The organism is Pseudomonas sp. SAR267, from assembly GCF_052077595.1.
Lineage (GTDB): Bacteria > Pseudomonadota > Gammaproteobacteria > Pseudomonadales > Pseudomonadaceae > Aquipseudomonas > Aquipseudomonas vlassakiae.
The window spans coordinates 3594425-3606313 of sequence record NZ_JBQIHU010000001.1; the positions used below are offsets into that span (position 1 = coordinate 3594425).

The 11889-nt window shown below is 62.4% G+C and carries 9 protein-coding genes, 2 tRNA genes and 1 pseudogene; 8 read left to right on the plus strand and 4 right to left on the minus strand.

Features of this window, described 5'->3' with window-relative positions; translation table 11 throughout:
• Window positions 1–9 precede the first annotated feature (9 nt).
• The 4 genes and pseudogenes from ACTORR_RS16900 (at window position 10) to ACTORR_RS16915 (ending at window position 4198) form a co-directional block, all read left to right on the plus strand.
• On the plus strand, window positions 10–1302 hold the full coding sequence (locus ACTORR_RS16900) for an adenylosuccinate synthase (RefSeq protein WP_003249542.1): 1293 nt from the start codon (window positions 10–12) through the stop codon (window positions 1300–1302).
• A gap of 1111 nt (window positions 1303–2413) precedes the next feature.
• Window positions 2414–2626, plus strand: a pseudogene (locus ACTORR_RS16905) (methyl-accepting chemotaxis protein); the annotation flags it as partial.
• Between the two features lie 201 nt (window positions 2627–2827).
• Window positions 2828–3532 (plus strand): methyl-accepting chemotaxis protein, encoded by a 705-nt coding sequence (locus tag ACTORR_RS16910; protein ID WP_371858374.1) that lies wholly within the window; start codon window positions 2828–2830, stop codon window positions 3530–3532.
• A gap of 183 nt (window positions 3533–3715) precedes the next feature.
• Complete coding sequence (locus ACTORR_RS16915; protein ID WP_313364633.1) at window positions 3716–4198, plus strand: DUF2867 domain-containing protein; 483 nt, start codon at window positions 3716–3718, stop codon at window positions 4196–4198.
• A 9-nt stretch (window positions 4199–4207) separates the two neighbouring features.
• Here ACTORR_RS16915 and ACTORR_RS16920 read toward each other — a convergent pair whose 3' ends face one another.
• The 4 genes from ACTORR_RS16920 to ACTORR_RS16935 all read right to left on the minus strand — a co-directional run bounded on the left by ACTORR_RS16920 (window position 4208) and on the right by ACTORR_RS16935 (window position 7289).
• A complete protein-coding gene (locus tag ACTORR_RS16920) occupies window positions 4208–5773 on the minus strand; it encodes an ABC transporter permease (RefSeq protein ID WP_262108204.1) in 1566 nt (521 codons plus the stop codon).
• A complete protein-coding gene (locus tag ACTORR_RS16925) occupies window positions 5773–6786 on the minus strand; it encodes an extracellular solute-binding protein (RefSeq protein WP_099814351.1) in 1014 nt (337 codons plus the stop codon). The genes ACTORR_RS16920 and ACTORR_RS16925 overlap by 1 nt, the downstream gene beginning before the upstream one ends.
• A 241-nt stretch (window positions 6787–7027) precedes the next feature.
• Window positions 7028–7114 (minus strand) — tRNA-Leu (locus ACTORR_RS16930).
• A gap of 88 nt (window positions 7115–7202) precedes the next feature.
• A tRNA-Leu gene (locus ACTORR_RS16935) sits at window positions 7203–7289 on the minus strand.
• A gap of 272 nt (window positions 7290–7561) precedes the next feature.
• Here ACTORR_RS16935 and rnr point away from each other — a divergent pair.
• The 4 genes from rnr to rpsR all read left to right on the plus strand — a co-directional run bounded on the left by rnr (window position 7562) and on the right by rpsR (window position 11870).
• Window positions 7562–10138: a ribonuclease R gene (gene rnr, locus ACTORR_RS16940; protein WP_054887855.1), complete on the plus strand. Its 2577-nt coding sequence runs from the start codon at window positions 7562–7564 to the stop codon at window positions 10136–10138.
• On the plus strand, window positions 10135–10881 hold the full coding sequence (rlmB, locus tag ACTORR_RS16945) for a 23S rRNA (guanosine(2251)-2'-O)-methyltransferase RlmB (RefSeq protein ID WP_054887854.1): 747 nt from the start codon (window positions 10135–10137) through the stop codon (window positions 10879–10881). Before rnr ends, rlmB begins: the two co-directional genes overlap by 4 nt.
• A gap of 304 nt (window positions 10882–11185) precedes the next feature.
• Window positions 11186–11611: a 30S ribosomal protein S6 gene (gene rpsF / locus ACTORR_RS16950; RefSeq protein ID WP_013974420.1), complete on the plus strand. Its 426-nt coding sequence runs from the start codon at window positions 11186–11188 to the stop codon at window positions 11609–11611.
• Window positions 11612–11639: 28 nt separating this feature from the next.
• Complete coding sequence (gene rpsR / locus ACTORR_RS16955; RefSeq protein ID WP_003249563.1) at window positions 11640–11870, plus strand: 30S ribosomal protein S18; 231 nt, start codon at window positions 11640–11642, stop codon at window positions 11868–11870.
• Window positions 11871–11889 lie beyond the last annotated feature (19 nt).

Here is an 11889-nt window from a genome sequence, read left to right on the forward strand (position 1 = left end):
ACCAATGTAATGGGTAAGAATGTCGTCGTCCTGGGCACCCAGTGGGGTGATGAGGGCAAAGGCAAGATCGTCGATCTGCTGACCGAACATGCTGCCGCCGTAGTGCGCTACCAAGGTGGCCACAACGCGGGCCACACCCTGGTGATCAACGGTGAGAAAACCGTTCTGCACCTGATTCCCTCGGGCATCCTGCGTGAAGGCGTACAGTGCCTGATCGGCAACGGCGTGGTCGTTGCTCCGGACGCCTTGATGCGTGAAATCACCAAGCTGGAAGAGAAGGGCGTACCGGTGCGCGAGCGCCTGCGCATCTCCCCGGCTGCGCCGCTGATCCTGTCGTACCACGTGGCCCTGGACCAGGCCCGTGAAAAAGCCCGTGGCGAAGCCAAGATCGGTACCACCGGCCGCGGCATCGGCCCAGCCTACGAAGACAAGGTCGCACGCCGCGGCCTGCGCGTTGGCGACCTGTTCCACCGCGAGCGTTTCGCTGCCAAGCTGGGTGAGCTGCTGGACTACCACAACTTCCAGCTGGTGAACTACTACAAAGAGCCGGCCATCGACTTCCAGCAGACCCTGGACGAGTGCATGGCCTACGCTGAACAGCTCAAGCCGATGATGCTCGACGTTACCGCCGAGCTGCATAACCTGCGTCGCGCTGGCAAGGACATCATGTTCGAAGGCGCCCAGGGTTCGCTGCTGGACATCGACCACGGTACCTACCCGTACGTCACCAGCTCCAACACCACCGCTGGCGGTATCTCCACCGGTTCTGGCGTGGGGCCGATGTACCTCGACTACATCCTGGGCATCACCAAGGCCTACACCACTCGCGTGGGTTCCGGTCCGTTCCCGACCGAACTGTTCGACGAGACCGGCGCCACCCTGGCCAAGCGCGGCCACGAGTTTGGTTCGACCACCGGCCGTGCCCGCCGTTGCGGCTGGTTCGATGCCGTCATCCTGCGTCGCGCCATCGACGTCAACAGCATCTCGGGCATCTGCCTGACCAAGCTGGACGTGCTGGACGGCCTGGAAACCATCAACATCTGCGTTGGCTACAAGAACGAGAACGGTGCCGTCATTGACGCCCCGTCCGATGCCGACAGCTACATCGGCCTGGAGCCGGTGTACGAAGAGATGCCAGGCTGGAGCGAATCGACCCTGGGCGTGAAAACCCTGGAAGAGCTGCCACAAGCTGCGCGTGACTACATCAAGCGCATTGAAGAGCTGGTAGGCGCGCCGATCGACATCATTTCGACCGGCCCGGACCGCAACGAGACCATCGTCCTGCGTCATCCGTTCGCCTGATCTGCCCTCCAGGCTGATCTGACGCCGCGGTCCTGAAAAGGATCGCGGCGTTTTTATTTGTGGGTTTTCCTGGGCCGGCCTTTTCGCGGGTAAACCCGCTCCCACAGGTACTGCACATGCCTTGAAATTTGTGCAGTCCCTGTGGGAGCGGGTTTACCCGCGAAGAGGCCAGTACAGGAAAACTCATTGCTAGACCTTGGCGTTTTTCCCTGCTGTATACGGCACAACCCTTGCTGTAAGAAGTTTCTGTAGATGCCATCAAAATAGTGGCGCCAGAAAACACGAGGGTTACACCGTGTCTGCCATCCTTTCACTGTTACGAAGCCGCCTCTTGCGGCCTGTGTTTGTTGCCCTTGGTATCGCCCTTTTGGTGCAAGTGCTGGTGGCCGTTGCGCTGACCCGCAGCACCGTGACGGCTTTGGAGGCCGACCTGGGGGAGCGCCTGGGCAAAGACAGCCGCCAGCTCGCCAGCGAGCTGGAGCAGGCCGGGCAAGATGTTCGCGGGGGCCTCGAGAGCCTCTCCAGCAGCACCCGTCAGCGCTTGAGCGCGGGCCTTTCCACGCGGCTGCAGGACGAACAGCAGCAGTTGCGGGCCACCCTGGAGAAAAACCTCAAGGATTCGGCCAACGACATGGCCGAGCTGCTGGCATCGGTCGCCCCGCGGGCGATCTGGGACAACGATGTGCCGATGCTCTCCGACTTCGCCCGCCGCGCCCAGCGCAACCCCAACGTGCTGTTCGTGATTTATGACGATGCCCAGGGCCAGCATCTTACCCGCTACTTGAACCGGCAGAATCCGATCAACCAGGCCTTGATCGAGAAGGGCCAGGGTGAGAGAGCGCTGGATAAGGTGCTCGATGCTGCGCGTCGCGATCCATCGGTGTATTTCGTCGAAGCGTCGATCAACCCCAATGGTGCCGAGATCGGCAAAGTGCTGATGGGGGTTTCCACGGCCGGTGTTGACCAGCAGCTCAAGGCTCTCGATCAGCGTTTCAGTGCCCTGATCGCCAGCGGTGAGCAACTGGTTGGCGATAGCCTGGGGGCGGCGGCTGCCGACAGTGGCAAGGCCCTGCGCGAGCGCCTGCAAACCGCGCAGGCCAGCGCCAGCGCGATGCAGGCCAACACCGCACAGACCGTGCGCGATGCGGCTGCCGAGCTGCGTTGGCGGATTGGCCTGGGCCTGGTGGTGGTCGGCCTGGGTGTGCTGCTGGTGGTCGCCGTGGTGCTGGGTCGCCGCGTGCTCAGCAAGCTGCGCCTGCTGATTGCAGCGCTCAACGATCTGGCTGCCGGCGAAGGCGACCTGACCAAGCGCGTGACCCTCGACAGCCGCGACGAGATCGGTGACATGGCGTCGGCGGTCAACCGCTTTGTCGACAAGCTGCAGCCTATCGTTCGCGAAGCCGGTGAGGTGGCCCAGCGTACCGGGGTCGAGATCGGCACCATGGCCCAGCGCAACGCCGGTGCCGATGCCGCAGCGGCGTTGCAGCGTGATGAAGTGGCCGCCAGCCTGCGCGACCTGTCGAGCATGGCTGACGAGGCCCAGGCCGAAAGCCACGCCATGCAGGCGGCGTTGCAGCAGGTCGTGGACATTCGCCAGGCAACCGACGAGAACAGCCGTTCCTCCACGCAACTGGCGAGCCTGATCGAGAACCTGGCCGGCCAGGTCGAAACGGGTTCGCAGGTGATCGAGCGTCTTGCCAAGCAGAGCGAGCAGATCGAAGTGGTGCTGACTGTCATCCATGGTATTGCCGAGCAGACCAACCTGCTGGCCCTTAATGCTGCAATCGAAGCTGCGCGCGCTGGTGAGACGGGTCGCGGCTTTGCCGTGGTGGCCGATGAGGTGCGAGCGCTGGCGAGCAAGACCCAAAGCTCTACCGGCGACATCCAGGCGCACATTGCTGCCCTGCAGAAAGGTGCCAAGGAGGCGGTAGCGACCATCAGCCAGGCCGGGCTCAAGGCCAGCGAAGGGCTGTTGGTGTTGCGGGACAACGAGCGTCGCCAGCAGTCGGTGCAGGCCGCCGTGGAGCAGGTGCACGCGGCGATCGGCCTGGCGACCCGCGCTGCTGAGCAGCAGGCCAGCGGCGCGCAGGCAGTGCGCGGGCGAGTGGAGAACATCCATGCCCAGGCCGAGCGCTCGGCCGAGGTGGTGATGCAGACCACGGCCAGCAGCAAGGTGCTGGATGACTTGGCGGCCCAATTGCGCGCCAGCCTTGGTCAGTTCAGGGCTTGAAGCTTGCGCGGTCCCTTGTAGGAGCGGCCTTGTGTCGCGAAAGGGCTGCGCAGCAGGCCTGGGATTTCTGCTTCAACGCTGAAATTGCCGGGGCCGCTTTGCGGCCCTTTCGCGACACAAGGCCGCTCCTACAGCGAGTCATGTTGCTATGCTGTCGGCGACACATGACAAAGGGAGTTGCTCATGTCCGCCCAATTGGTCGCCGCCCAGGCCGACCTGGATTTCCTGCACAGTGACAGCGTACAGCTCACTGCCCCGATGACCGCCCTGCAAGCCTACTGCGCCATGACCTCGAATGTCCCAGGCTGGCTGGCCAGGGCCTTCCGCATTCGCGACTTCATCTCCCGTCGTTTCAATGTCGCCGATATCCACGGCTTCTCTACCCGCGATCCAGCGCATGTGCCAGCTGTCGGCGAACACCTGGACTTCTTCACCGTCGAGGCCATCAGCGACGAGCAATTGGTGCTGACTTCGCGTGATACGCACCTGGCGGTGATGGTCTGCATGGATGTCGAAGGGCAGCGCTTGAAAGTGACCACGTCGGTGCGGTGTTTCAACGCCTTTGGCCGGCTGTACATGCTGCCGGTAGGGCTGGCCCATGGGTCCATCGTGAAGCGCATGCTGCGCAATATCGAAAGCCGTGGCCCAGGCCGCCAGGCGGCCTGAGCCGTGGGCTCATGCCTTGTTCAGGTACATCCGCGTAGTCAGCAGATAGACAGGCAAACCCGACACCACAATCAGCAGCGCCGCATAAGGCGCCGCCGCTGCGAACTCGACGTTGGCGGTATGCGCCCAGACCTCGGTGGCCAGAGTGGTCATGCCTGTCGGACTGAGCAGCAGGGTAGCGGTCAGCTCCTTCATGGCATCGAGGAACACCAGCGCGAAAGCCGCCGCCATCGCAGGGAAGATGATCGGCAAGGTTACCCGGCAAAACGCGGCGAAGCTGCTCGCACCCAGCGTGCGTGCGGCTTCTTCTAGCGTTGGCGATGCCTTGTTCAGTGCAGTACGCACCGGTGACTGCGCCAGGGGCAGGAACAGCAGCGCATAGGCCAGCAGCAACAGCGCGGTGGTCTGGTACAGGGCCGGCACGTAGTGCAGCGAGAACACCACCAGGGTCAGGGCGATCACCAGGCCGGGCAGGGCGTGCAGCAGGTACGGCAAGCGTTCGGCCCAGATCGCCAGGCGGCCTTTGTAGCGCACCACCAGGAAGCTGACTGGCAGGGCCAGCAGCACACAGAAGCCTGCGCCACCCAGCGAGACCGACAGCGAAGTCAGCAGCGCTTTACTGATCGCCGCCACCGGGAAGGCGGCCGACGAACCCACGCTCAGCCAGTAACCCAGCATGGCCAGCGGGATGCCGCTGCCGAGAATCGCCAAGGCCAGGCAAAACAGCTGCGCCAACGGCGTCCAGCCACGCAGGCGCACCGGTTGCCCACGGCGTGCCACGCCCTGGCCGATACGCACATGACGGGCCTTGCCGCGCACGCGCAGTTCCAGCCACAGCATCAGCAGGCACAGTGCGAGCAGCACGGCCGAGAGCATGGCGGCGTTGGCGTTGCTGAACTCCAGCTCGAATTGCTGGTAGATCGCCGTGGTGAAGGTCTGCAGGCCAAGGATCGACAGCGCGCCGAACTCGACCAGCATGTGCAACGCAATCAGCAGTGCGCCGCCGAGCATCGACGGCCACAGCAGCGGCAGGGTGATCTTGCGGAACACGCCCCAGCGGCTGTAGCCCAAGGTGCGTGCCGACTCTTCAAGCGATGTGTCGAGGTTGCGCAGGGTTGCCGCCACCGGCAGGAACACCAGCGGGTACTTGGACAGTGCCATGACCAGGATCGCACCGCCCAAGCCTTCGAAGTCCGAGCTTAGCGATACCCAGGTGAAGCTGCTGACGAACGACGGCACCGCGAACGGCAGGCACAGCACCACGCCCCACAGCCGGCGGCCGGGCAGGTTGCTGCGCTCCAGTAGCCAGGCCAGGGCCAGGCCAACCACCATGCACGCCAGCGTCACCCCGGCCATCAGCATCAAGGTGTTGCGCATCAGCCCCCAGACGAAAGGGCGCCAGAGCAGGTGCAGGGCTTCGCGCCAGCCGGCCTCCCAGGCTTTCATGGCGACGTACAGCAGCGGCAGCAAGCTCATCGCCACCAGGAACAGCACAGGCAGCAGCACCCAGATCGAGGGGCGCTTGCGGCGCGGCACGTAACGTACCGGCACCGGCTCGGACAGGGCGGCAGTCATCAGAGCAGACCGACCTCGCGTTCAAGCTCGATCGCTTCTTCGGCATTGCCCAGGTCGGCTGGCGAGATTTTCGGCGGGCGCAGGTCCTCGAACGGCTTCAGGCCACGGTCGGACACCATGCCCTTGTGCAACGGGTACTCGGCGGTGGTCTGGGTGATCACGCGCTGGCCTTCTTCACTGGCCATCCAGTTGAGCAAGGCCTGGGCTTCCTTCGGATGCTTGCTGGCCTTGACCGCGGCCGCGCCGGAGATGGTCACCAGGTTGCCGGCGTCGCCGTCGGCCAGGTAGTACAGCTTGGAGTCGAGCTTGCCGCGTTCGCGCTCCAAGGCATACCAGTAGTAGTTGTTGACCAGTACGGCGGCGACTTCGCCTTTTTCCACGGCCTTGAGGGCGACCATGTTGTTGGTGTAGGTCTTGCCGAAGGCTTTCAGGCCAGTCAGCCATTCTTCGGTGGCTTCACGCCCGTGCATCTTCAGGATGGCTACAGCTTGCTCCTGAAATGCGCCACTGGTTGGCACGTAGCCGACGCGGCCTTCCCACTCAGGGCCGGCGAAGTCCATCACGGTGGTCGGCAGGTCTTTTTCGTCGACTTTCTTCGGGTTGTACACCACGACGCGGGTGCGGGCGGTCACGCCCATCCAGGTGCCGTTGGCGCCAACGTATTCCTTGGGCAGCATGTTCAGCGTGGCGTCGTCGATCTTCGCCAGCAGGCCCAGTTCGCCCAGGTTGTTCAGTGGCGGAGATTCTTCGGTATAGATGATGTCGGCCGGCGAGCGGTCGCCTTCTTCGATGATCTGGCTGGCCAGCTGGTTGCTGCTGCCCTTGCGGATATTGATATGGATACCGGTCTTGGCCTCGTAGGCCTTGGCGATGGCTTCGCCGATTTCCTTGTGCTGGCCGTTGTACATGGTCAGCGTGACCGGTTCATCTGCCAGGGCGGCCGGAGCGCCGATCACCAGGCTCAGAACTGCGGCAGCCAGTGTACGCATCAGCGGTTGCGGGCGGATCGTCATGCGGGTACTTCCTCGCTTACGGCTTCATATTCGGAAACAATGGTAAACGAAATCGTTTCTCAAGTGGCCGGGTGACGAGAAATTCATCGGCAGACGAAAGTACAACCCATGATGGTGTGCCTGCAGTGCTGGCCTCTTCGCGGGCAAGCCCGCTCCCGCAGGGTTGTGGTGGGCATTGGGGGAGGGGATATAAAAATCGCAGGCAAGAAAAAACCCACTAGCAAGCTAGTGGGTTTTTATATGGTGCCCAGGAGAAGACTCGAACTTCCACGACCGTTAAGTCACTGATACCTGAAACCAGCGCGTCTACCAATTCCGCCACCTGGGCAAAGCTTTACATCATCTGGAGAAGGCGACTATCGTTCGCTTTCACACAGTAGTAACAGATCCTTGGTCATCTGTTACCAGAAAATTTTTGGTGCCCAGGAGAAGACTCGAACTTCCACGACCTTGCGGTCACTGATACCTGAAACCAGCGCGTCTACCAATTCCGCCACCTGGGCACACATTCGAGATTAAAAGATGCTTTACAGCGCCGTTCATCTCTACTACAACTTCGGGCTTGTCCGTCGTTGTGGTGCGCACTATACGGACGGTCCTGGGGGCTGTAAACCCCCCAAGCGAAAAAAATTTCAAAAAATTCAACTTGTTGATTCCGAAGGCCTATTGCTCCCCTCTACAGACTGCAGCGGGGGCTGTCCAAGGCTGACATTTCCGGTTTCAATACACACATGCCAGAATTCCTATCTATATACCCCAAGGTGAACCCCTTCTGATGGCCGATTGGCAATCCCTCGATCCCGAGGCCGCTCGCGAAGCGGAAAAATACGACAACCCCATTCCCAGCCGTGAGCTGATCCTGCAGCGCCTCGCCGACCGTGGCGAACCGGCCGCGCGCGAGGAGCTGGCGGCAGAGTTCGGTCTTTATGAAGAAGACCAGATCGAAGCCCTGCGCCGCCGCCTGCGTGCCATGGAACGTGACGGCCAGCTTATCTATACCCGGCGCGGCACTTATGCCCCGGTAGACAAGCTGGACCTGATCTGTGGCCGTGTCTCCGGTCACCGTGACGGCTTTGGCTTCCTTATCCCCGATGACGGCAGCGAAGACCTGTTCCTCAGCCCGTCGCAGATGCGCCTGGTGTTCGACGGCGACCGTGGCCTGGCCCGCGTCTCGGGCGTCGACCGCCGTGGTCGTCGCGAAGGCGTGCTGGTCGAGGTCATCTCCCGGGCGCATGAAAGCGTGGTCGGCCGCTACTTCGAAGAAGGCGGGATTGGCTACGTGACCCCGGACAATCCGAAGATCCAGCAGGAAGTGCTGGTGACGGCCGGGCGTAACGGTGGCGCCAAGATTGGCCAGTTCGTCGAGATCAAGATCACCCACTGGCCTACGCCGCGCTTCCAGCCACAGGGTGATGTGGTCGAGGTGATCGGCAACTACATGGCCCCGGGCATGGAAATCGACGTTGCCCTGCGCAGCTATGACATTCCCCATGTGTGGCCCAACGATGTGGTCAAGGAAGCGCGCAAGTTCCGCTCCGAAGTCGAAGAGAAAGACAAGGAAAAGCGCATCGACCTGCGCCACCTGCCGTTCGTCACCATCGACGGCGAGGATGCCCGCGACTTCGATGACGCCGTCTATTGCGAACCGTTGGGCAAGCTGCGCATGTTCTCTGGCGGCTGGCGCCTGTACGTGGCGATCGCCGACGTCTCCAGCTACGTGCGCCTGGGCTCGGCCCTGGACAACGAAGCCCAGCAGCGTGGCAACTCGGTGTATTTCCCAGAGCGCGTGGTGCCGATGCTCCCCGAGGAGCTGTCCAATGGCCTGTGCTCGCTGAACCCGCATGTCGACCGCCTGGCCATGGTCTGCGAAATGACCATGAACAAAGCCGGCCAGATGGTCGACTACCAGTTCTACGAGGGGGTGATCCATTCCCATGCCCGCCTGACCTACAACAAGGTCAGCAGCATGCTCGAGCATGCCCGTACCCGTGAGGGCAAGGCGCTGCGCGAGGAATACAAGGAAGTCGTGCCGCACCTCAAGAACCTGTACAACCTGTACAAGGTGCTGCTGGACGCCCGTCACGCCCGGGGTGCCATCGATTTCGAGACCCAGGAAACCCGCATCATCTTCGGTGACGAGCGCAAGATCGCGGAAATCCGCCCGACCGTGCGCAACGATGCCCACAAGCTGATCGAAGAGTGCATGCTGGCGGCCAACGTCGCCACCGCAGCGTTCCTGCAGAAGCATGAAGTGCCTGCCCTTTACCGTGTGCACGACGGCCCACCGCCCGAGCGTCTGGAAAAACTGCGTGCTTTCCTCGGCGAGCTGGGCCTGACCCTGCACAAGGGCAAGGACCCGTCGCCGAAGGACTACCAGGCCCTGCTGGCAAGCATCGCCGGGCGCCCGGACTTCCACCTGATCCAGACCGTGATGCTGCGCTCGCTGAGCCAGGCGGTGTACAGCACCGACAACAACGGCCACTTCGGCTTGAACTACGAGGCGTACACCCACTTCACCTCGCCGATCCGCCGTTACCCCGACCTGCTGGTGCACCGCGCCATCCGCAGCATCATCCGCTCCAAGGTCGATACCCCGCACGTCAAGCGCGCAGGCGCCATGAGTATTCCCAAGGCGCGTATCTACCCGTATGACGTGAATGCGCTCGACCAGCTCGGTGAGCAGTGCTCGATGACCGAACGCCGTGCCGATGAAGCCACCCGTGACGTGGTCAACTGGCTCAAGTGCGAGTTCATGAAGGATCGCGTGGGCGAGACCTTCCCAGGTGTGATCACGGCAGTCACCGGCTTTGGCCTGTTCGTCGAGCTGACCGACATCTATGTGGAAGGCCTGGTGCACGTCAGTGCGCTGCCGGGCGACTACTACCACTTCGACCCGGTGCACCACCGCCTGTCGGGCGAGCGCACCGGGCGTAGCTTCCGCCTGGGCGACACCATCGAGGTCAAGGTCATGCGCGTCGACCTCGACGAGCGCAAGATCGACTTCGAAGTTTCCGAGCAGCAGCTCAGTGCGCCGATCGGTCGCAAGGGGCGTGGTGCTGCTGCGCCAGTCGCCGGGAAGTCCGAGCCAGTGGCCGAGGCCAAGGCCACGCCAAAACCGCGCAGCCGCAAGAGCGAAACTGCCGAAGCGTACTTCCCCAAAGACGCCGTGCAGCGTAACGCCGAAGTGCGCAAGAGCCGTGAAATGAAGAAGGCGCTGATGAGCGAGGCGCGCAGCGGCGGCCACGCCGGCAGCAAGTCGGAAAAGGGCGGCAAGCCGTCTGGCAAGCCGACCAAGCACCGTAAAGGCCCGTCGAAGTCCGGCGCGCCACGCAAGAGCAAGAACAAGTCATGAGTCAGCTGGAAAAGATCTACGGCGTGCACGCCGTGCAGGCATTGCTGCAACACCATCCAAAGCGGGTCAAGCAGATCTGGCTGTCGGAAGGGCGTAGCGAGCCACGCATACAGGCGTTGCTGGAACTGGCCGCGCAGAACCGCGTGCCGGTCGGCCAGGCCGAGCGCCGTGAGCTGGATGCCTGGGTCGAGGGCGTGCACCAGGGCGTGGTCGCCGAGGTCAGCCCGAGTCAGGTGTGGGGTGAGTTGATGCTTGAGGAACTGCTCGAGCGCAGCGAAACGCCGCCGCTGATCCTGGTACTCGATGGCGTGACCGACCCGCACAACCTTGGCGCTTGCCTGCGCACCGCCGATGCGGCCGGTGCCACGGCGGTGATCGTGCCCAAGGACAAGTCGGCAACCCTGACCCCGGTCGTGCGCAAGGTGGCCTGCGGCGCGGCCGAAGTGATTCCACTGGTGGCCGTGACCAACCTGGCGCGCACTCTGGAGAAGCTGCAGCAGCGTGGCCTGTGGGTGGTTGGCACGGCTGGCGAAGCTGAGCAGGAGATCTACCAGCAGGACCTGACCGGCCCACTGGTAATGATCATGGGTGCGGAAGGCAAGGGCATGCGCCGTCTGACCCGCGAGCATTGCGATTTTCTGGTGAAATTGCCGATGAGCGGTAGCGTCAGCAGCCTGAACGTGTCGGTGGCGACGGGCGTGTGCCTGTTCGAGGCTGTACGCCAGCGTCAGGCCAAGCGCTGATCGTCAGCCTGTACTGGCCTCTTCGCGGCGGTTCGACGCCTCGATAAACCCGCTCCCACAGATGTTGTGCGATCCCTGTAGGAGCGGGCTTGCTCCGCGAAAGGGCCAGTGGCCTGTGAATATATTTCCGGCTGTTCAAATATTCACCAATCACCTTGCTTGTGCGCCACGCCTTCTCTACAATTGCGCCCCTTGCCGAGCTGGCAGGCGCATATGTGCCTCCCCTCCGTGCAAGACATACAGTGTCATTCACTCCTTGTCTGACCAGATTCGCTGGCAGACTACTAACCCGTAAGGAGCATTCATGCGTCATTACGAAATCATCTTCCTGGTTCACCCGGACCAGAGCGAGCAAGTCGGCGGCATGGTTGAGCGTTACACCAAGCTGATCGAAGAAGATGGCGGCAAGATCCACCGCCTGGAAGACTGGGGCCGTCGTCAACTGGCCTACGCAATCAACAATGTTCACAAGGCTCACTACGTGATGCTGAACGTTGAGTGCACCGGCAAGGCCCTGGCCGAGCTGGAAGACAACTTCCGCTACAACGATGCCGTTATCCGTAACCTCGTCATCCGTCGCGACGAAGCCGTAACCGGCCAGTCCGAGATGCTGAAGGCTGAAGAAAACCGCAGCGAGCGCCGTGAGCGTCGTGAGCGTCCTGAGCATGCTGAATCCGCCGACGGCGACGACAGCAATGACAGCGACTCCAGCGATAACGCTGACGAGTAATCCACGGACCTTTAGAGGAGCCTATTAAATGGCACGTTTCTTCCGTCGTCGTAAATTCTGCCGCTTCACTGCTGAAGACGTGAAAGAGATCGACTTCAAAGATCTCAACACCCTGAAAGCTTACGTATCCGAAACCGGCAAGATCGTTCCAAGCCGTATCACCGGTACCAAAGCTCGTTATCAGCGTCAGCTGGCTACCGCTATCAAGCGCGCCCGCTTCCTGGCCCTGCTGCCCTACACCGACAGCCACGGCCGCTGAGACCGGGTCGTCGACAAGC

Excerpts from the sequence above, each read along its gene's own strand:
- ACTORR_RS16900 (WP_003249542.1), top strand. The coding sequence starts at position 10 with ATGGGTAAGAATGTCGTCGTCCTGGGCACCCAGTGGGGTGATGAGGGC.
- ACTORR_RS16910 (WP_371858374.1), top strand. The coding sequence starts at position 2,828 with ATGGCTGACGAGGCCCAGGCCGAAAGCCACGCCATGCAGGCGGCGTTG.
- ACTORR_RS16915 (WP_313364633.1), top strand. The coding sequence starts at position 3,716 with ATGTCCGCCCAATTGGTCGCCGCCCAGGCCGACCTGGATTTCCTGCAC.
- ACTORR_RS16920 (WP_262108204.1), bottom strand. The coding sequence starts at position 5,773 with ATGACTGCCGCCCTGTCCGAGCCGGTGCCGGTACGTTACGTGCCGCGC.
- ACTORR_RS16925 (WP_099814351.1), bottom strand. The coding sequence starts at position 6,786 with ATGACGATCCGCCCGCAACCGCTGATGCGTACACTGGCTGCCGCAGTT.
- rnr (WP_054887855.1), top strand. The coding sequence starts at position 7,562 with ATGGCCGATTGGCAATCCCTCGATCCCGAGGCCGCTCGCGAAGCGGAA.
- rlmB (WP_054887854.1), top strand. The coding sequence starts at position 10,135 with ATGAGTCAGCTGGAAAAGATCTACGGCGTGCACGCCGTGCAGGCATTG.
- rpsF (WP_013974420.1), top strand. The coding sequence starts at position 11,186 with ATGCGTCATTACGAAATCATCTTCCTGGTTCACCCGGACCAGAGCGAG.
- rpsR (WP_003249563.1), top strand. The coding sequence starts at position 11,640 with ATGGCACGTTTCTTCCGTCGTCGTAAATTCTGCCGCTTCACTGCTGAA.